Origin of the sequence: Moritella sp. 36, assembly GCF_018219415.1 — a bacterium.
Classification (GTDB): Bacteria; Pseudomonadota; Gammaproteobacteria; order Enterobacterales; family Moritellaceae; genus Moritella.
On the sequence record NZ_CP056120.1, the window covers coordinates 1,706,622 to 1,727,662 of the forward strand.

Consider the following 21,041-nt stretch of genomic DNA (forward strand, 5'->3'; position numbering starts at 1 on the left):
TGTTCTAGTTATAAATATTAATTTACTCGTCAAGAGTATTATTATAGATCTTGTTATTAGGTGGGATTATTAGATATTAAAAGAAGTGGCTCCCCTTGCTAGACTTGAACTAGCGACATATGGATTAACAGTCCACCGTTCTACCAACTGAACTAAAGGGGAACAAATTGTGTGCTTTTTACAAAGCTAATATGTTGTGATTATTTATACAACATACTATGACTCTTTATATTGATAATAAAGAATTTGGCTCCCCTTGCTAGACTTGAACTAGCGACATATGGATTAACAGTCCACCGTTCTACCAACTGAACTAAAGGGGAATTATTCGTTTTCATAAACAGCTATGTAATAAGCAGTTTAGGTAATATGGCTCCCCTTGCTAGACTTGAACTAGCGACATATGGATTAACAGTCCACCGTTCTACCAACTGAACTAAAGGGGAATTATTCGTTTTCATAAACAGCTATGTAATAAGCAGTTTAGGTAATATGGCTCCCCTTGCTAGACTTGAACTAGCGACATATGGATTAACAGTCCACCGTTCTACCAACTGAACTAAAGGGGAATTATTCGTTTTCATAAACAGCTATGTAATAAGCAGTTTAGGTAATATGGCTCCCCTTGCTAGACTTGAACTAGCGACATATGGATTAACAGTCCACCGTTCTACCAACTGAACTAAAGGGGAATTATTCGTTTTCATAAACAGCTATGTAATAAGCAGTTTAGGTAATATGGCTCCCCTTGCTAGACTTGAACTAGCGACATATGGATTAACAGTCCACCGTTCTACCAACTGAACTAAAGGGGAATTATTCGTTTTCATAAACAGCTATGTAATAAGCAGTTTAGGTAATATGGCTCCCCTTGCTAGACTTGAACTAGCGACATATGGATTAACAGTCCACCGTTCTACCAACTGAACTAAAGGGGAATTATTCTTTTTGCTTCTCTTGAAGCTAATAAATTGTGTGCTTCTTGTGAAGCTAATTAATGATGATTACTGTGTATGTTAGTACAGTGTAATAAATCACTAACTGTTACTTTCTCTGTTAAAGAAAGAAAATGTGGCTCCCCTTGCTAGACTTGAACTAGCGACATATGGATTAACAGTCCACCGTTCTACCAACTGAACTAAAGGGGAATTATTCTTTTTGCTTCTCTTGAAGCTAATAAATTGTGTGCTTCTTGTGAAGCCAACCAATGATTCAAACTCCGTATATTGATACGTGTAATAAATCACTGACTGTTACTTTCTCTGTTAAAGAAAGAAAATATGGCTCCCCTTGCTAGACTTGAACTAGCGACATATGGATTAACAGTCCACCGTTCTACCAACTGAACTAAAGGGGAATTACTTGTCTTTGTGTTGAAGACGGAGCGAATATTAAAGTCAGATGATTCTACTGTCAATAATAAAACGGCCAAAACTGTTATTTGCCTTTTTTTTGTCGAATAACTGACCGATGATGCCTAAGAAATATTGATAGCGTAGTTTAAGTAAACAATTGATTTGTACGACAAGCATGTAAATATTTGGGTCTTACTATAGAAGAGCAATACCGAACCTATCTTATATCGCTAGTTTCTTTCTATATAGCAGAGATTTTTAATAATACGAAACGGCTTTTACAAATATGGGCCATCACAAACAAGTTTAATTTAAATTTTATACATAACAATATGTCTTTTTGTTATTGAGCATTGTGAATATGACATTTTTAATTAAGTTATCCACTAAATCTGTGGGTAACTCTGTTGATTAAATCTGTAAAAGTAAAAGAGTAACTAATCTAGGGATTTTAAAAAGCGCATGTTGATATAAGTTATATTAGCTCATTCTCCATTAAATCAGTGCTTTAGGTTTTTAGTCTTGTGTTTAAATCTGTTGATAACTTATGCATTCAAATGCTTGTATCAAAAGTGACCATGAAAATGCAGTATTTTCAATTCCTGTTGATAACTACTTGACATTTTGTTTTTTATGTTACCTGTTGTAGTTTCTATTCGCATTATCCATCAAACTCTCAGTGCGGATAGATAATTCTTATGGCGCGATAAGTGTAAATTGGTATTATGGGTAACATATATATTTAAAAGCCGAGTTGTGATCTTAAATAATGACGATTTTATTCGATTTATGTTCTGAATATACCCCGAGTGGTGATCAGCCTCAAGCAATTGAACAGCTGGTTGATAGTTTTAATGCTGGTGTCGCCAGTCAAACCTTATTAGGTGTTACAGGGTCGGGTAAAACCTACACTGTTGCTAATATGATTGCGAAATTAAATCGTCCTACATTACTCATGGCACCAAACAAAACGCTTGCCGCACAGCTCTATGCCGAGATGAAAGAGTTTTTTCCTAATAATGCGGTAGAGTATTTTGTTTCTTATTACGATTATTATCAGCCAGAAGCATACGTACCAAGTACTGATACCTTTATTGAGAAAGATGCAGCTGTAAATGCCCATATTGAACAAATGCGTCTATCAGCAACAAAAGCATTGTTAGAGCGTCGTGATGTGATCCTTATTGCGTCTGTTTCTGCTATTTATGGTTTGGGCGATCCAGAATCTTACCTAAAAATGATGTTACATGTGTCCGTGGGTGAAATTATCAGCCAACGCAGTATCATTCGTCGCTTAGCTGAATTGCAATATACGCGTAATGATATGGACTTTAAACGTTCGACATTCCGTGTACGTGGCGAAGTTATCGATGTCTATCCAGCAGAATCAGATAAGCATGCGGTTCGGATCGAAATGTTTGATGATGAAATTGAACGTATTAGCTATTTTGATCCATTAACAGGTGCTATCGAAAAGACGTCTGAGCGCGCGACTATTTATCCTAAGACGCACTATGTTACGCCAAGAGAAAAGATCTTAGATGCAATTGAACACATCAAGGTAGAATTGTCAGAACGTAAGAAACAGTTATTATCAGCAAACAAGTTAATTGAAGAACAGCGGGTTAGCCAACGTGTGCAATTTGATATTGAGATGATGCAAGAGCTTGGTTATTGCTCGGGCATTGAAAACTACTCTCGTTATTTATCAGGTCGTATTCCAGGTGATGCGCCTCCAACCTTATTGGACTACTTACCGGATGACGGCTTGCTGGTTATCGATGAGTCCCACGTAACCGTACCGCAAATTGGTGCTATGTATAAAGGTGACCGCTCACGTAAAGAAACATTGGTTGAGTTTGGTTTCCGTTTACCATCGGCATTAGATAATAGACCGCTTAAGTTTGAAGAGTTTGAATCTATCTCACCGCAAACCTTATACGTATCAGCAACGCCGAGTCAGTATGAGCTGGATCGTTGCGAAGGTGAAATTGTTCAGCAGCTCGTACGACCGACAGGGTTATTAGATCCAATCATTGAAGTACGTCCGGTTGATACGCAGGTTGATGATCTACTCAGCGAAATTAATATACGTGTAGAAAAGGGCGAAAGGGTACTCGCAACGACATTAACTAAGCGTATGTCTGAAGACTTAGCAGAATACCTTGCCGATCATGGCGTGAAGGTGCGTTATTTACACTCAGATATTGATACTGTTGAGCGTGTGGAGATTATTCGAGATCTACGTTTAGGTGTATTTGATGTACTCGTTGGTATTAACTTACTACGTGAAGGTCTAGATATGCCTGAGGTGTCTTTGGTTGCTATCTTAGATGCCGATAAAGAAGGTTTTTTACGCTCTGAACGCTCGCTGATCCAGACCATTGGCCGTGCTGCTCGTAACCTCGAAGGTAAAGCTATCTTATATGCTAATCGCATCACCAAATCGATGGATAAAGCCATTAGTGAAACTGAGCGTCGCCGTGCTTTGCAGCATGAACATAACGTGAAGCATGGCATTATACCAAAAGGACTGAAGAAGAAGGTCGGTGATGGTTTAAATATAGGTAGAACACCAGAGCAACAAATGATGCATATTGCCGAACAGAAAGCGACCTATGCAGTGTTTACTCCAGCAGAGCTGAGTAAAGAGATCGTGCGCTTAGAAGAGCAGATGTATAAATACGCACAAGATTTAGAGTTTGAAAAAGCCGGTGAAACACGCGATAAAGTGGCTAAACTGCGTGAGCAATTAATTCAATAGTCGTGAACAGCTAAGTTAATAGAAACGAAAAAGCGAAACCAATGACTGTAAATAACGTTAAGTCGGTTTCGCTTTTTATTTTATCTAAATTGTTCTATCAAAGTGGTTTACCGACAGCCGATTGTTAAAACCAACTGGCACATGCCTGCTTAGAATAACGAATCAGACAGGTCAAATAACTCTTGATTAAAAGGACGTTTCATATTGTTGATACAATCAATAATGTCATGGTGAACCATTTGTGAGTTCATTAAACCCACACAGCGGCCGCCTTCGCCTTCTAATAAAAGCTTAACTGCAAAAGAACCCATACGACTTGCCATAATGCGGTCTCGGGCAGTTGGTGTTCCACCGCGCTGTAAATGGCCTAGGATAGTCGCACGTGTTTCACGGCCTGTTTCAGCTTCAATATGTTTAGCCAGCGCATCTACATTCGTTACATGTTCACACATCGCAATGATTGCGTGTTTTTTGCCTTTTTCGATACCCGCTTTGACTTGGGTTAACAGTTCAGCTTCATCATAACCTTTTTCAGGAATTACAACGAATTCTGCACCACCGGCAACTGCTGCACCCATGGTTAAATCGCCACAGTAGCGACCCATGATTTCAACAATTGAGATACGTTGATGTGATGTTGAGGTATCACGCAAACGGTCAATTGCGTCAACCACCGTGTTAAGTGCAGTATCAAAACCAATGGTGTAAGTGGTGCCTGGAATATCGTTATCAATTGTTCCTGGAATACCGATACATGGGAAGCCCATTTCAGTTAGCTTCTTTGCGCCCATGTAAGAACCGTCACCACCGATCACAACAAGTGCGTCGATATCGTGTTTTTTAAGGTTTTCAATTGCTTCTTGACGTACGCTTTCTTCTTTGAATTCAGGGAAGCGTGCAGAACCTAAGAAAGTACCACCACGGTTAATGACATCAGAAACAGATTTACGATCTAGTTTTTCAATACGGTTTTGGTGTAAACCAGCATATCCGTCGTAAATACCATAAACTTCTAAACCAAGATGTAAGCCTTCACGCACAACAGCTCGGATTGCAGCGTTCATGCCTGGTGCATCACCACCACTTGTTAAAACACCTATTCTTTTAATCATTGAAGCCTCAAATATATCAGTCGATGATACTTTATTTATTGGGTTAGAGTGTTGTACTTATCTAGGTAGAGTGTTGTACTTATCTAGGTAGAGTACTGTTTCAGCAAGTGATAGCACGCTTGTTAATTTATTTAGCACACCAATTTTAGTTTATCTGTTGCTGTTACTTTCTCGTTATAATAATCACTTTTTATTAATTTATTATAACTATGTATTCTCTTCTTTTCTGTGTCTTTGTGACTATTTTTATTACTAAAGTAATAGTTGCCATTCTTTCATATGAAACTTTCGTTCGAAAAATAAAATAATGCCTTGGTGCAAGTTTATTTTTTACAATATAAGTTTAATAAGAAAGGAGCGCAGTAATACATCATTATTAAGTAATCTGTATTACTACACTGTTATTCCTAATTCAGAGCTGAACATCGCTCTATATTAGATTTTGATAGGTACTATGCAGAAGCACCTGCAATAACTTTAGAGAATTCAACAGCGTCTAGTGAAGCGCCGCCTACTAGGCCGCCATCAATGTCTGCTTGACCGAATAATTCAGCAGCGTTAGCGCCTTTAACTGAACCACCGTAAAGGATTTGAACTTTGTTTGCTACTGCTGCATCTTGCTCTGCTAACCATGAACGGATGTGAGCGTGAATGTCTTGTGCAATTTCAGGTGTTGCTGTTTTACCAGTACCGATTGCCCAAACTGGTTCGTATGCGATAACTGCATTGTTTAGAGATGCGATACCAGATTTAGTAACAACCGCTTGAAGTTGCGCTTCAACAACTGCTTTAGTTTCGCCTGCTTCGAATTGCGCTAGTGTTTCACCGATACAAAGTACAGGTACTAGGCCATTTTCTTGTGCAACAGCAAATTTGTCAGCAACAACTTCGTTTGATTCACCGTGTATAACACGACGTTCGCTGTGGCCAACAAGTGTATATTTACAACCGAATTCTTTTAACATAACTGCTGAGTTTTCACCAGTGAATGCACCAGCGGTATTAACGTCACAATCTTGTGCGCCGTAGCTAATTGCAGTGTCAGCTGTTAATGCTTCAACTTGTGGGATAAAAACAGCAGGAGGGCATACAGCAACTTCAACAGTTGCATTGTCTTTTGCCGCATCAACTAAACCGTTAATTAAAGCTTCTACAGATGCTTTAGTTGCGTTTAGTTTCCAGTTACCCATTACTAGTGCTTGTCTCATGTCTATCTCCGATATGGTTTAAAGCTATTTTTCTTCAACCTAATTGACTTGAGTAACAATGACTAAAGTCGCTTAAGTTGAGAACATGGGATGATTATAGAGTCATCTAGCGTCAGGGCAAGTTGTCACAAGACAATTTTTGGTAATAAAACTACATAAAATACGGTAACTGTGACTTGAGCCACGTTTACTTACTCAATTTAGACCTAAATGCAGTGTTAATTACAGAATGGAAAACTTATTGGTTATTTTTTAGCGACAACCAAGCCAGTCCTAACCATTCATGGACCACTATTTCACTTACCGCGAGATACCGAGCACGAGGGAAGTAATACTGTAATGGTTGCATGCCATTTACCGGTTTACTGACATGCGCCGTTGGTGCAGGGATAGGGGATAGACCTTGTTGTCGGAATATTGTCATCGCCCGTGGCATGTGCGTTGCGGAGGTGACTAGTACGAGACGTTTACCTTGAGTAATCTCTTTATTATCAATGGCTTCCTCTATGGTGTTACGAGGATCTTCTAATAATATAATGGCTGATTTTGGTACGCCTAATGCGATAGCTAAACGCGCATTCATCTTCGCATTACTGTTAATGTCACCACCGCTATAACCACTGAAGATTAACTTTGCCGTGGGGTTTAGTTTATAAATACGCACGCCTTCTGTGGTTCGAGCAAGGGCTGTTGGGGTTAACTGACTAGTAATAGGTAAACTGTCTACCGTGGTGTGACCGTTACCCAATACGTGGATATAATCAACACTTTGCTGCTGGTAACTCGGGTACTGAGACTCTAATGTAGCGGCTAAACGGCTAGCGACAGGATCAAGGCTTAATAGAAATAATGTAATAAAACTACTACAAAACAGCACTTGGGCACTGCGTTTATAGCGAGTGAGTTTATATAGTAGTGCCGCAAGGATAAAAGCAGTGAGCAGTAATGGTAGTGGCATTAACCAGGTACCAATGATTTTTTTAAGTGCGAACATAGGAAAATTGGTACCTGTTTGTAAAGAATATTAAGGGCGCTGTAGTTGAATATCGCTCACACGTAAATTCCCCGAAATCAATATCGAACCCGGTAATTCAGTCGTGCTGGCGTCAGGGAAATCAATCGCCATCACTTTTCGTACGGCGGGCGCGCACTTGTAGTATTCATTATAAAGAATACTTAACCATAAGTGTTTCGGTAAAATTTCGGTGAGCTGGTTGTCTTGCTGCCAATAGTGCAGGGCAGAGAAGGGGTCGCCTTTATTACTCAATACTCGGGTAAATAACGCTTCGCACTGTGACAATACATAGTCGGCTTCGAGTTGACGCGCTTTTTGCTGTAAGTCATCAATACGACCACTGCTGCGGAAATCAACGGTTTCAGAATCTGACTTACTTTCTTTACGTAATGAGTGGTAAATGTCGGTGAGTTCTTCTTGCTGTACCTGATTGCTAATATCAACACTGGCTGATAATTGCAGTGGCGCAACGCGATTGAAGATAGCCGGTACTTGTTCACGTTCAGCGTAGTCGTCTAACTCCCAAATAGGATTGTCTTTTAGAAATTTAGACATGGCTTTAAGACGGGCCACTTGTTCATTTTGCTTACGCAGGGTCATTAGCAATTGACGCATGCGATGAACTGCGCCTTCTAACTGACGGTTAATACGACGATAACCATCAATAAAGAAAGTAACTTTGCGGCTGAGTTCTGCAGGCACATCATCCCAATCTAACCAGCTATATACGTCATTAAGATTAATATCGGCTAACGCATTAAGTAAGCCCTCGGTATAAGCGATGGCTTTTTCATTTTCATGGATCTTACTTTCTAAGCTATCCACAAAACCGAACTTACTGGTGATTGCTGCGAACAAACCACTGACACTGTCTTCTAATTCATAAACAATGCCGTAAAGCTCTTCGTCAACTTGACTTAAATAGAAAGAAACTTCATTGTGCTGACCAGTTAATAACGCGCGTTTATATGACTTAATATCACCATCAATGTGTTGCATGACTTTAGCGATATCAGTACGTTTACGGTAAGACGCATGACGTAATAATAGTTTGTCTAAAATACGCTTTAAGTTGATGGCCAGCATATAGGTGCCATCTTCTTCACTTGGACGGATCAGCCCATTCTTGGTGAGCATTTCTAATAAGGCGCTATTCTCGCCATTATCAATAATGCTGCCATCGAAATAGGCTTGGGCCAACATGCTGCTGTTTGTTTTAGCAAATGAAGTGCGTATTATCTGGGCAATTTTTTCGACTTCAGAAGCGCTTTGCAGCTGTGACATTAAAACATCTCCGACTGTGAGTCATCGAAGATATGGTTATTTTGTGTTTCTAATTTCAACGATTCGCTGTCATTAATAAAATCAATTAACTCGTGAATATAGTTCATTTTAGCGGTGATCTGATAAATGGTACTACCCGTCTCTAAACGTTGTACGTAGCCAGCTTCATCTAACTTTTTTAAGATAAAGTTAAGCTGTTCCGAGATATCATTACGGCTAGTTTTGAAAATACCTTTATTGGTTAATAGCGCTAACTGTTGTTTTAACGTTGGTTCGTGCTCAATACCACGTAATAGTTCAGACAAGCGGATAGTATCGCCTGCGCGCATGGCGCAATCATGTACAAGGGCTGTCATGGCGAGATCTAAAAAATTAACTAATGGGCGGAAGATATCACGTACTTGGCGTAGCTGCTGACGAATATCTGTGCGGTTCTCTTCTTCAATTGTGCAGTAGCAAGCGACAAAGGCTAAACCATCCTCAATCACTTTTACTTTACGGTTAATCAAACGCAGGTAATCATTTACCTTTTCAAATAAGCTCTGCTCAGACAGGTAGCGATATGCATCAGGTTGACTGACCTGACAAATGGTATGACCCTGTAACAATAATTCAACGGTAGTTTGAAACATGGGTTAACCCTCTTCTTGCATAGTTGCTGGCGTAGTATCTGCAGCTATGATTGATGTTGTACTTGTAGACGACGTCTTTGTTTCCACCGACGATGTTAATTCTGGTTCTGATACTAAGGTTTTTTTGGCATCACCATTTAACAGAGCCATGAGTGGATCGTCATCAACATTCATCTGGATCAGACGTTTATTACGGCTATCAATTTCATATAGGTGATCGAATAACTGCAATACTGATTTATCGGTTGACGGTGATGCTGTAATGATCTGAATACCGTGTTGATTTAGCATTTCGAGCATTGCCTGAATGTTTTCAGAATGCAATTCACCTAATTCATCGACTGGCCAAGTGATCACGGTACTTGCATCGGGGCGCAACATGGTTGTTAAACCGGTAAAGAAAGTAATTAAGGCTAAGTAAGATAGGCCCGTTGATGAGACATCTTCCAGTTCTTTTGGTGTTGTTGCACGAGTCGTTCGACCGTTTTCAACAATGGTAAATTCAATATCAAATAGCTCATTGTGCTGCATGTTATTGTTTTTCGGTAATACCGCTGATAATTCATCCAAGCTATCAATTAAGTTTTGTGGAATACTGCGATCATGCGTGAGTTCGGTATTAGCTTGATATGCTTCAAACGCCTCGTTTACATTTTCAAGCTGCTTCCAGTAACCTAACTTGTCCATCTTAGTACGAATGGCAATTTTAATATCACCGAGGGCAGTGAAGAATTGTTTACCATTCATGTGGCTAGACAGTTTACGGCCAGTACGGGTAATGTTGCGATCAAAGTTACTTAAATGGGTATAGATAGATAAAATATCGTTAGCACGTAATTCAACTTCGTGCGTGGTCGATGTTTGCAATAGTTTTGCATTTTTCAATACATAACTCAGCTGTTCGCCGCTGTTGATTGCTTCTTCAAGGCGGTAGTTCACCATCTCAGGGTCACTTTCAATGCGGTTTTCTAACCAACCAATTTGCAGTGTACTTTTTGAGTAACGTTTTAATTCACTGCTAATTTTACTCACAGAGCTTAATACATTACTTTGTTGTTTACCTAACAGACTTATTTGGCTGTTCGTTAGCTTAGAGATGTTGTTGACGGTGTATTCTGGTAAATCATCATGTTTAATCACAGGATAGTCTGCTAGTTTTACAAGGCTGTTATCTAAGCCTTTTAATTGTAATACTAAGTCAGTAACGAGCTTATCGAGCTGGGTTTTCTCTTGCTCTAGCTTGTCGGTTGACTGCTGATAATCTTGATGTTTATCTTTTAATTGCTGTTGGAAACGTTGGATAGCGGCATCTAAGCGGCGTAAACGTTCACGGCCTGGTTCCACTTGCGACCATGATGTTTCTAACCAGCTATTATATTTATCCGCTTTTTGTTGGAATACTTTGGCATTCTCAACGGCTTTCATCGTTTGTTTTATTTTAGCTTCAAGGGCGTTGAAGATGCTGGCATTAATCCCTGCGTCGCTTAATGCGGCTTGGAGTGCATCGGCAATGCGTTGCGCTTCAACTTGTGCTTCATTGCGCAGATTGTCGAGTGATGACTGGTAGCTATCAATACGCTGATTATAGTCAGTTTCTAGCTGGCAATGTACGCTTAAACGTTCGTTGTTTAGCTCGTTATGACGACTTTGATAATCAACCTTTGCTTGGCTTAATGCTTGTTGCGCTTGAACTAAGAGTAGTTCTGTATCCGCTAATTCAGTTTGCACTCGCGCAATAGCTAAGGTTTTATGTTGTTCTAATTTACTATTTAATTCATCTTCTTCATTTACTAGGCTAGTGAGTAATTGAGTTTGTTTAAACAGTAATTGCTTGCTCGACATTAATTGTTTATCAAGCTCTTCAACGTCTTTATTGAGCCGCTCTAATGCTTGTTGTAATTGCTCTAGTTCCGATTTTTTAGCCCCAATTTGCGCTGAAATATGCTGTTCTTTTTCTGCCAGTGCGCTGTCTGTGAACGAGACGTGTTCTAGGGCATTAAGGTTGATTTTTATGCCATAAAAATCTTGAACTTGGGTTAGCGCTGTTTCGGTATCGGATTGTTTCGCTGCGTCAGTAAATGCGGCTAATAACTCTGGTTCAAGATGCAGGTGTTTTAATAGCTCAGGGTTAATGACACGACCAATGTTGCTTTGCCAGTTTGGCACGTGCTCAACAAGGAAGGCATGTAATGACCCTTTGGCTGGGCTTAATAGTGTTTGTACATCTCGCTGCTGCTGCGCTAAATGGTTTAATTCGATTTTTAAGCGATCGTTGGTTTGCAGCGCTTGATGTTGTTTTTGGCGTAAACTTTGAGACTCGCTGCTAACACGGTTGTAGGCTTCTTGACGCTCGCTAATACGACGACGACACTGGCTTAGATTCTGTTGTAATTGCAGAGATTGGTCAGCAAGTTCTGGATCAATCTGCGGCTGTTTCAGCTGTAGGTTAAGTGAGATCTTAGTATGTTCAAGCGGTGTTTTCTTTTCGGTTAACTGATCAATCAGCGTTTGTGTTTGCGTTCTTAATTCACTTTCTAACGTTGCATAGCGTAACTTGTTTTCACTTAACGCGGTTGTTAACTGTTGACGCTGAGAGCTGATTTCGTTCGTTAGTTGTTGCTCGTGCTTGTTAAAATCAAGCTCTTGTTTTTGCTGCTGTTCGGTAAACGTGCGACTAAGATCGGCAGACTTTTCACTTAACTGGGTTTTTTCGTTGTTCAGATTGATTAAGCGTAAGGTAAAATCAGATAACTCAGAACCGCGCTGCTCATAGGTCGCGGCTTCATCATCTTCAAAATCAATTTTTTCTTGTTCTAATTTATCAAGATCGTGTTTAATTTCACGATGGGCTTTTTCTTCATCGTGACAGGCATCTTCAATCGTTAATACTTGCTGTCTGTGTGCTTCTTTTAAGTCGGTCAACTCAAGCAATACATCTTTTAAACGTGTACCTGCAGTGTCTTGATCTTGACTACACTTCTGTTGGTAGATATCAGCAAGGTGATGTAGGTGCTGTAGATCTTTTTTGATTTCAATAAGTGAATCAATGTCAGTTAATGACGATAGGATCTTGTCTTCTAGATTGAGAATGGCTTGTGATGAATGCAGGTCGGCTAGCCAGCTATCAATATCGGTTTTATCAATGTTAACCATGTCAGTCACATTGTGGCTGAGCATTTCTGAACTGATCGCGTCTTGCGAGATCTCGATGATCATTTGTTTGATCACGTCGAAGTTAGAGATCTTATTAAATACCGAGGTAACGACTTTTTCAATGTGCTTAATCGGTGATTGGCTCATTGAAAAACGTTGTTGTAGTGTACGCAGTGATTTCTTGCCGCCGAGATCACGATGATTCTGAATGACTTTTGCATATTCATCGACACTTAACAGGCTGCTGATTTCACAACGATGTTGAGTTCGATAATTACGTTTAATTTCGTCATCGCCAAAAATATTGCCACTTTCATCCAGGTACATTTTGATATCGAACGGGTGATCAATAAAGCGATATAGCAGTTTATCGCCATCGCTTTTAATTAATACATGACATAATTGCGGTGTGTCGGTGCCGTTCGGACGTTGATAGTCAAAAATGATGTAGCTGGTTTTACGCGGCAAATAATACGCGGCAAATGATTTCTTGTTGGCATTTCGTTCAACAATACGTCCAGGTCGCGCACCCCAAAACAGCATAGGCAGTTTAAGTAGTGTCGTTTTACCGGCACCATTGGTCCCCGCAACTTTAATATTACCCGTGTTATTTAACTCAAGTAATTTACCCGGCCAAAAGCTATCAATAAGGTAAGTTGTGCGACAAAGATATTGTTGTGAAGAATCAGTCATTATCATTATTTTGCAAGAAATCGAACCCCATATTTTAACTGAATGACGCACAAGATGTAAGAAAAAAGATAAGTTTAGTCGGGTGATGAGCGGTTCTGCTCAGATTATCAGCAACTTTGTGTTTGCCGTTGGATTTATGCAAATTTAGTGAATATTCTTGCATATATATAATAATGCAATACAATTCGCTAAATTATTTATATTAACAAGCTGAAATGATGGTTGGTGTGGCATTTTATGTCGACATTTGGCTTGATTAAGGAATTATTGATGGAAAACAAACTTGGACTAGGTATGTTGGTTGCGTTGGTATTCAGTACCATGGTCGGCGCTGGAATATTTAGTCTCCCGCAAAACGTTGCCGTATCAGCTGCACCCGGTGCAATCACGCTAGGCTGGTTGATCACGGGCTGCGGTATGCTCGCGCTCGTGACGGTATTACGTAATTTGGTGGTTCGCTTCCCTAATTTAAACGGTGGTATTTTCTCGTACGCCCAAGCAGGCTTTGGTAACTACATTGGTTTTATGTCGGCTTGGGGTTATTGGATCTGTAACTTATTAGCGAACGTATCGTATGCAGTGGTCTTTTTTAGTGCGATTGGCTACTTTGTTGATACCCCTGAAAACCCAATGATGGGACAGGGTAATACGCCAATTGCAGTGTTGGGTGGTTCGTTATTAATTTGGTTTATGCATGCGTTAGTATTACGTGGTGTGACACGTGCTGCGTTGATTAATGTATTTGCGACGGTGGCGAAAATAATCCCTATTCTAACCTTCGTTTGTTTGGTTGTGATGGCGTTTAGTTTTGATAAGTTTACCCTTGATTTTTGGGGTGAAAAAACACCTGAATTAGGCTCGGTATTAGATCAGGTTAAAGCCACTATGATGGTGACATTATGGGTATTCATTGGTATTGAAGGTGCGGTTATTTTATCTAACCGTGCTAAAGATAAATGCGACGTGGCGAAAGCAACGGGTATTGCGCTGTTCTCGGCATTATTACTCTATATTGCTGTTAGCTTGTTTACTTTAGGTGTAATGACTCAACCTGAAGTTGCGCAACTACAAAATCCATCAATGGCGAATATTTTAGAAGTGATCGTTGGTCCTTGGGGAGCAATGCTGATTAATGCTGGTTTGATTATCTCGGTATCCGGTGCGTTATTGAGTTGGACAGTGGTTAGTGCTGAAGTGCCTTTCATTGCGGCAAAAGAAGGGTTATTCCCGAAAGCATTTACGAAAGAAAACAGTAAAGGTGCAGCAACAACGTCACTGTGGTTCTCATCTTGTTTGGTACAATTCTTTCTAATCTTAACGTTATTACAAGAAAGCTCGTATTTAGCCTTGGTAAACATTGCGACTTCGGCTGTCTTGTTACCGTATTTTTTAGTGGGCGCTTATGGTGTGAAAGTCGCGTTAAGCGGTGAAGGTTATAGCGTAACTGAAGGTCGTAAGAAAGACCTTGTTATTGCATTAATATCATCATTTTATGGTGCTTGGCTCGTATATGCAGCTGGTGCTGAGTATATGTTGTTATGTGCATTATTGTATTTACCGGGTGTACTGGTTTATAAGAAAGCACTTGCTGAAAAACAGCTGGAATTTAGCAAGCAAGATTATGCTTATTCATTCGTGTTATTAGCAGGTGCTGCAGGTGCGGTTTATCTGTTATCAACAGGTGTGTTGTCACTTTCTTAGTATTTTAACCACAATTTTGATACTCTAATTAGACACTTAAAATGTTTAACTTGAAACCCTCACCTTAAAAGATAGGTGTATGTTGTAAAAAGGCTTATTTAGATGATTGTGGTTTTATATTTAATATTAGGCGCTGCGGCAGGTTTGATCGCTGGCTTGTTTGGTGTTGGTGGCGGTTTAATTATCGTACCAGCACTGGTTTTCTCTTTTTCCTTGCAAGAACTCTCGCCAATAGTTTTAACCCAGTTGGCGATTGGTACTTCCCTCGCGACGATTATCTTTACCTCTCTTAGTTCGATTAAAACCCACCACAGTAAAGGGGCAATTGATTGGTCTTTGGTTAAACGTCTGACTATCGGTATTGTTATTGGCGCGGTTGCTGGTAGTATTTTTGCTGATTATTTACCGGGTAATACATTACAAATTATTATCGGTATTTATGCATTAACTGTTGCGGTTCAAATGGGCTTTAATTTAAAACCAAAAGCAGAGCATGAACTACCAAAAGGCGCTGGCTTGAGTGTTGCAGGTGGTGTCATTGGTGCTATTTCTGCTTTATTTGGCATTGGCGGCGGTTCACTCACCGTACCTTACTTATCTTGGTGTCGTGTGGAAATGCGTAATGCGGTTGCGACGTCTTCTGCTTGTGGCTTGCCGATTGCGGTGGCGGGCGTGTGCACCTATATTATTACGGGCTGGAATAATCCTGATTTGCCAGAGTACAGCTTGGGTTATATTTACTTACCCGCTTTCTTTGGCATTATTATTACCAGTACTGTGTTTGCTAAACAAGGTGCAAAACTTGCGCACTCATTACCAAGTCATATCCTAAAACGGTATTTTGCTTTGTTATTACTGGGTGTTGGTTCGAAGTTTATTTTTTTCTAAAACGAACATTTTATTGATCTAGGCTATGAATAGTCCGAATAAGTACTCATTTAGTATAGGTTTGTAACAGGCTCTATCTAAAATATGTTAATTTCATCCCCTAAGTAGTAGTTTACTAAGGGGCCGCTTTGTTAAAACTAACAACTGCGATTAACGCATTACAGCAACTGATTATTCATGCTCAGCCAGAGCAAACTCGTCTTTCGGTCGAATTACAGCCCTTGTATGCCACCGAACTAATTGAATGGTTTGATGCGCAAATTTTATTCCCGCAATTTTATTGGCAATCTCGAGACGGTGATGAAGAAGTCGTCGCCTTAGGTCAGTGTTGCCATTTTCATGATCTTGATACGGCTAAAAGCCAGCTTAACGAACAGCAACGGATCTGGGGCGGATGCGCATTTTCACATCAAGATCATTATTTCTTACCGCAAGTTGAATTAACACGTAAAAACAATAACTGGCTATTATCGGTGAATTTGCCTGCTCATTCAGCGCCAATCCATGAGAATGTTGGAATAAAGCGTACAGATCAAACCTATGACAAAGCTGCATTGCTTGAAAGTCTCGCCAGTTTAATTACACCTGCGCCGACACCTCTCCCGTTATCTTATAAGATTGAAGCGCGCAGTCATTACCCTGAATTTAACCAGTGGTCTCATCTTGTCACCAAAGCTTTAAATGCGATCGAACAACAAGATTTTGAGAAAGTGGTGTTAGCGAGGAAGACAGCATTAACACTAAATCGTCCAATTTCTGCTGCTCAGTTTTTACAGCAAAGTCGCCAGGTTAATCAGCAGTGTTACCACTTTATATTTGCGCTTCAGGCTAACGACTATTTTGTTGGTTCTACGCCAGAGCTATTATTTTCGCGAAAACAACGTCAATTACATACCGAGGCGCTTGCGGGTACAGCGGCACGCAGTGATGATGCTGCGGAAGACCGTGGTTTAGCCAATTGGTTATTAAATGACAGCAAAAATCGTTATGAAAACCGTTTAGTGGTGGATGATTTAATGGCGCGTTTAGACCCTCGTTGTGATTCATTACAGGTATCTGTGAAACCAGAATTAGTGAAACTGCGTAAAGTTCAGCACTTAAAACATCACATCTCAGGGATACTTGCTACAGATGTTGATGATGCAGAGTTATTAGCTAACTTACAACCAACCGCTGCGATAGCAGGATTACCACGTCAACCAGCATTAAATTTTATTGCGAACAATGAACCATTTACACGGGGTTGGTATAGCGGTGCGCTTGGTTATGTTGGGCTGCAGCAAAGTGAGTTTTGTGTTGCGATCCGCAGCGCGCGAATTTTAGGGCATGAGGTACAGCTTTTTGCGGGGGCGGGCATTGTACCAGGCTCTAGCCCTGTAAGTGAATGGCAAGAGCTAGAACGTAAAACCGCGACACTGTTAACCTTACTTGAACCTGATACGACTGTTAACTGTGATATAGACTGCGATGATATTCGCTTAAATTCATTTTTACCTGAGTTACAACGCGCATGATAACAAACCAGTCTCTTTTAAACATGCAAGCTCCATTAAACCGTTTATGGGCAAGCTTAATGTTAGATGAATTGAGTCGTTTAGGCGTTCGTCATGTGTGTGTTGCACCAGGATCTCGCTCAACCCCCCTTGTTTTAGCGGCTGAAGAGAATGAGAATCTGATCTTACATTGCCACTTTGATGAACGTGGACTTGGTTTCTATGCTCTGGGGTTAGCTAAATCATTACAAGCGCCTGTTGCTGTGATTGTTACATCAGGTACAGCGGTGGCAAATCTATTACCAGCTGTGGTCGAAAGTGGTTTAACTAAAGAAAAACTAGTGCTATTAACTGCCGATCGGCCCATCGAACAAATTAATTGTGGTGCTAATCAGGCCATTCAACAATCAGGCTTATTCTCAAGCCATGTTTGTCATGAATTATTATTACCTAGCCCGAGTCTGGGCATCACACCGCAGTGGTTGTTGAGTACCATAGACCAAAGTTTAGCGGTGCAGCAGCAAGTGGGTGGTACGGTTCATATCAACTGCCCTTACCCTGAACCTTTGTATGGCGGCGACGCTGATTTTAGTGATTACCTTACTGGGATCGCAGGATGGAAAGCCTCACAGAAAACGTATTTGTCGATTAATTCATTAGGAACCAATTCAATTGACATTAATGGGCTAAACACTTACTTGTCCGATAGCCATTCCGTACATTGTCATTCTTTAGACTTGAAGGCGTCTGCCGACTTATATACCGCTACTTATACCAGCATGCCCGTTGTAAACAAAAAAGGACTTGTTGTTATTGGCGCAGTTGCAATTACAGAGATGCAAGCGATCAAACAATGGGCGGCTATTTTGGGTTGGCCAGTATTGGTTGATCCGCAAGCTGGTGGCAGTAGTGAATGGGCGCATTATGATGTCTGGTTACAAAATCAAGCGTGTCACGATAAGTTAGCGGAAGCAGAGATCTTGGTGCAATTTGGCGCGCGGTTGGTATCAAAGCGTTTAGGTCAGTTTATCGCACAGCATGACTGGCAAGACTATTGGTTAATTGCAGCACAAGCGGGGCAGTTAGACCCTTATCATCATACTTGTAAACAATTCATTAGTCCTATCTCGGCTTGGTTAACATCTTTTGTTGAAGGCCACTTAAATAGTCAGTTAAGCGAACCATTGGTATCAACTAATTACTCGTTCGAAGCAAATAGCCGCATATTCGCAGATGTTGGTGTTTGTCATCATGATGCTAACGGTTATGAGTGGGCTAAAATGTTAACGTTTGCTAGCAGTAAAGTACGTCAGTTGGTAGAGAAGCGTTACATTGATAATCTAACGGAAATTAGTTTTGCTATCACGTTAGATGCTTGCCTGACTATGCCGCCTTTAACTAATCCAACGAGTTTATTTATTGGTAATAGCTTGATTGTTCGTTTACTTGATATGTTTGTAACATTACCGAATGTGCCTGTATTTAGTAATCGTGGTGCTTCGGGTATTGATGGCTTGTTGGCGACGGCTGCTGGAGTGCAAGCAGGGCAGGAGCAAGGCATGCTTTGTTTATTGGGTGATACGTCTTTGTTATATGACTTAAATTCACTGGCGTTATTTTCTAATCCGACATATCCGAGTGTGATTGTGGTACTGAATAATGACGGTGGTGCAATTTTCGATATGTTACCTGTTAATGGGCAACAAAAAGAACAGCTTTACCGTATGCCACACGGACTTAAATTTGAACATGCGGCTGCGATGTTTGGGCTGGATTACGTTCAACCTAAAACGCTGGCGGATGCACTGTCTGCTATTGATCATGGATTAAATCAAATGCGTGAAGTGGCTGGGGAGATGCGAACGCTGTTGGTAGAAATAGTAACGCCAGCTGGGGAAGCTGCCAAGCAACTCAAGCAGTTGTTTAGCGAGGTGAAAAATGCAAGTTTTATCTAATATGATTATCTCGAAACAGACGCAATCACCTCTATATTCAGTCTCATTTGAGCCTGCTAATCATAGTGTTCAAAGCTCCGCAGCGAAACCAAGTTTGGTGTTCTTGCATGGTTTACTTGGTTCAACGGCAGATTGGCAACTGATAATTGCGGACTTATCACTGGATTACCAGTGTATCTGTATTGACCTACCAGGGCATGCGGGTAGCCAAGCCGTTACTGTTAATGACTTTCAGCATGTTCAACAACTAATCATAGCGACGCTTGCCCAGTATCAACTCGATAATATTATTTTGGTCGGTTACTCGTTAGGGGCGCGGATTGCCATGACGATCGCGAGTGATCAAGCGTCTAATTGGCCGTATACCCTCGATGGAGTGTTGTTAGAAAGTGGAAATCCAGGTTTGAACAGTAGCGCTGAACAATTACAGCGTGGATTACATGACTTGGGTTGGGTAACACGTTTTAGCGACGACACATTACCTACTGTGCTTATTGATTGGTACCAGCAAGGGGTATTTGCATCGCTTACTCAGGCTCAAAAAAACGCTTTAATTAAAACGCGTTGTCAAATTCAAGCAGATAAAAATGGATTCAGCGGCGGTATGCAGATAAGCAAAATGTTGGCCGCGACCTCATTATCTAAGCAAGGTTATTTGTTACCACAATTACAAAAATCTGAACTTCCTGTGCGCATGGTTTGTGGTGAATTAGACCCTAAATTTGTGCTGTTAACCAAAGCAAGTCAATTGGATTATCGCCTGGTATCAAGAGCTGGGCATAACGTACATGCAGACCAGCCACATGAGTTCATTCAGTTAGTGAGAGATTTCGTGAGTGAGATAGCGGTTAACAAAGCCACGCACAAGAAGGCGGCTTAAACGCGTTTTAAATAAAAACTTAACAGATTAGGAATTATTATGACAACAACCGTTGGTATTACAGAAGCAGAACTATACGCGCACGTAGAATGGCAAGATTGCACCGGTGAATACCAAGATATTCATTTTCATAAATCCTTAGATGGCATTGCTAAAATCACCATTGCACGTCCTCAAGTACGCAATGCGTTCCGTCCACAAACAGTACAAGAAATGATGCAAGCCTTAGCAGATGCTCGTTATGACTCAAGCGTGGGCGTTATTATTCTAACCGGGCTTGGCGAGCATGCGTTTTGTTCTGGTGGAGATCAGAAAGTGCGTGGTGACTATGGCGGTTATCAAGATGATGAAGGTATGCATCACTTAAATGTGTTGGATTTTCAACGTCAGATCCGTACTTGCCCAAAACCTGTAATAGCGGCAGTGGCGGGTTATGCTGTTGGTGGTGGTCATGTATTACACATGATGTGTGATTTAACTGTTGCAGCAGACAATGCGCAATTTGGCCAAACAGGTCCTAAAGTCGGTTCGTTTGACGGCGGTTGGGGCGCATCGTATATGGCGCGTATTGTTGGGCAGAAGAAAGCGCGTGAAATTTGGTTCTTGTGTCGTTTTTATGATGCACAAGAAGCATTGGATATGGGGTTGGTGAATACGGTTGTGCCACTGGCAGATTTAGAACGTGAAACTGTACGTTGGTGTCGTGAAGTATTACAACACAGCCCAATGTCATTACGTTGTTTGAAAGCAGCGTTGAATGCGGATTGTGATGGTCAAGCTGGGTTACAAGAGTTGGCGGGTAATGCCACTATGATGTTCTACATGACAGACGAAGGACAAGAAGGACGTAATGCCTTCAATGAAAAACGCCGTCCTGATTTCTCTAAGTTTCCACGTAATCCTTAATC

At 40.7% G+C, this 21,041-nt stretch carries 13 protein-coding genes and 9 tRNA genes; 7 read left to right on the forward strand and 15 right to left on the reverse strand.

The window, feature by feature from the left end:
• Window positions 1-86 precede the first annotated feature (86 nt).
• The 9 genes from HWV03_RS07695 to HWV03_RS07735 form a co-directional block, all read right to left on the reverse strand.
• Window positions 87-162: transfer RNA gene (locus tag HWV03_RS07695), tRNA-Asn, on the reverse strand.
• An 85-nt stretch (window positions 163-247) separates the two neighbouring features.
• Window positions 248-323 (reverse strand) — tRNA-Asn (locus HWV03_RS07700).
• 47 nt (window positions 324-370) lie between these two features.
• A tRNA-Asn gene (locus HWV03_RS07705) sits at window positions 371-446 on the reverse strand.
• A 47-nt stretch (window positions 447-493) separates the two neighbouring features.
• Window positions 494-569: transfer RNA gene (locus HWV03_RS07710), tRNA-Asn, on the reverse strand.
• A gap of 47 nt (window positions 570-616) precedes the next feature.
• Window positions 617-692, reverse strand: a tRNA-Asn gene (locus HWV03_RS07715).
• A 47-nt stretch (window positions 693-739) separates the two neighbouring features.
• Window positions 740-815, reverse strand: a tRNA-Asn gene (locus HWV03_RS07720).
• Between the two features lie 47 nt (window positions 816-862).
• Window positions 863-938, reverse strand: a tRNA-Asn gene (locus HWV03_RS07725).
• A 134-nt stretch (window positions 939-1,072) separates the two neighbouring features.
• Window positions 1,073-1,148 (reverse strand) — tRNA-Asn (locus HWV03_RS07730).
• A 133-nt stretch (window positions 1,149-1,281) separates the two neighbouring features.
• Window positions 1,282-1,357 (reverse strand) — tRNA-Asn (locus HWV03_RS07735).
• A 767-nt stretch (window positions 1,358-2,124) separates the two neighbouring features.
• Between HWV03_RS07735 and uvrB the strand changes: the two genes are divergently transcribed.
• Entirely contained in the window at window positions 2,125-4,119 is a 1,995-nt protein-coding gene (gene uvrB, locus HWV03_RS07740) for an excinuclease ABC subunit UvrB (protein ID WP_211679183.1), read from the forward strand.
• A 149-nt stretch (window positions 4,120-4,268) separates the two neighbouring features.
• On the opposite strand, the gene pfkA is transcribed toward uvrB, so the two are convergent.
• The 6 genes from pfkA to HWV03_RS07770 all read right to left on the reverse strand — a co-directional run bounded on the left by pfkA (window position 4,269) and on the right by HWV03_RS07770 (window position 13,216).
• Window positions 4,269-5,231: a 6-phosphofructokinase gene (gene pfkA / locus HWV03_RS07745; protein ID WP_211679184.1), complete on the reverse strand. Its 963-nt coding sequence runs from the start codon at window positions 5,229-5,231 to the stop codon at window positions 4,269-4,271.
• Between the two features lie 452 nt (window positions 5,232-5,683).
• The gene (gene tpiA, locus HWV03_RS07750) at window positions 5,684-6,439 is read right to left on the reverse strand and encodes a triose-phosphate isomerase (RefSeq protein ID WP_211679185.1); all 756 of its coding nucleotides are present in this window, start codon (window positions 6,437-6,439) and stop codon (window positions 5,684-5,686) included.
• A 238-nt stretch (window positions 6,440-6,677) separates the two neighbouring features.
• Window positions 6,678-7,433, reverse strand: coding sequence for an envelope biogenesis factor ElyC (elyC, locus tag HWV03_RS07755; protein ID WP_211679186.1), 756 nt, complete (start codon window positions 7,431-7,433; stop codon window positions 6,678-6,680).
• A 30-nt stretch (window positions 7,434-7,463) separates the two neighbouring features.
• On the reverse strand, window positions 7,464-8,738 hold the full coding sequence (locus tag HWV03_RS07760; protein WP_211679187.1) for a hypothetical protein: 1,275 nt from the start codon (window positions 8,736-8,738) through the stop codon (window positions 7,464-7,466).
• Entirely contained in the window at window positions 8,738-9,370 is a 633-nt protein-coding gene (locus HWV03_RS07765; protein ID WP_211679188.1) for a condensin complex protein MksE, read from the reverse strand. The genes HWV03_RS07760 and HWV03_RS07765 overlap by 1 nt, the downstream gene beginning before the upstream one ends.
• Before the next feature lie 3 nt (window positions 9,371-9,373).
• Window positions 9,374-13,216: an ATP-binding protein gene (locus HWV03_RS07770; RefSeq protein WP_255547115.1), complete on the reverse strand. Its 3,843-nt coding sequence runs from the start codon at window positions 13,214-13,216 to the stop codon at window positions 9,374-9,376.
• 270 nt (window positions 13,217-13,486) lie between these two features.
• Between HWV03_RS07770 and HWV03_RS07775 the strand changes: the two genes are divergently transcribed.
• The 6 genes from HWV03_RS07775 to menB all read left to right on the forward strand — a co-directional run bounded on the left by HWV03_RS07775 (window position 13,487) and on the right by menB (window position 21,039).
• Window positions 13,487-14,917 carry a basic amino acid/polyamine antiporter gene (locus tag HWV03_RS07775; RefSeq protein WP_211679190.1) on the forward strand — a complete coding sequence of 477 codons (1,431 nt, stop codon included), beginning with the start codon at window positions 13,487-13,489 and terminating at the stop codon, window positions 14,915-14,917.
• 102 nt (window positions 14,918-15,019) lie between these two features.
• On the forward strand, window positions 15,020-15,805 hold the full coding sequence (locus HWV03_RS07780) for a sulfite exporter TauE/SafE family protein (RefSeq protein WP_211679191.1): 786 nt from the start codon (window positions 15,020-15,022) through the stop codon (window positions 15,803-15,805).
• A gap of 128 nt (window positions 15,806-15,933) precedes the next feature.
• The gene (locus HWV03_RS07785; RefSeq protein WP_211679192.1) at window positions 15,934-17,319 is read left to right on the forward strand and encodes an isochorismate synthase; all 1,386 of its coding nucleotides are present in this window, start codon (window positions 15,934-15,936) and stop codon (window positions 17,317-17,319) included.
• Window positions 17,320-17,378: 59 nt separating this feature from the next.
• Window positions 17,379-19,253 (forward strand): 2-succinyl-5-enolpyruvyl-6-hydroxy-3-cyclohexene-1-carboxylic-acid synthase, encoded by a 1,875-nt coding sequence (menD, locus tag HWV03_RS07790; protein ID WP_255547116.1) that lies wholly within the window; start codon window positions 17,379-17,381, stop codon window positions 19,251-19,253.
• Window positions 19,237-20,133, forward strand: a complete 897-nt coding sequence (gene menH / locus HWV03_RS07795) for a 2-succinyl-6-hydroxy-2,4-cyclohexadiene-1-carboxylate synthase (RefSeq protein WP_211679194.1) — start codon at window positions 19,237-19,239, stop codon at window positions 20,131-20,133. The genes menD and menH overlap by 17 nt, the downstream gene beginning before the upstream one ends.
• A 39-nt stretch (window positions 20,134-20,172) precedes the next feature.
• Window positions 20,173-21,039 (forward strand): 1,4-dihydroxy-2-naphthoyl-CoA synthase, encoded by an 867-nt coding sequence (gene menB / locus HWV03_RS07800; RefSeq protein WP_211679195.1) that lies wholly within the window; start codon window positions 20,173-20,175, stop codon window positions 21,037-21,039.
• Window positions 21,040-21,041: the final 2 nt, after the last annotated feature.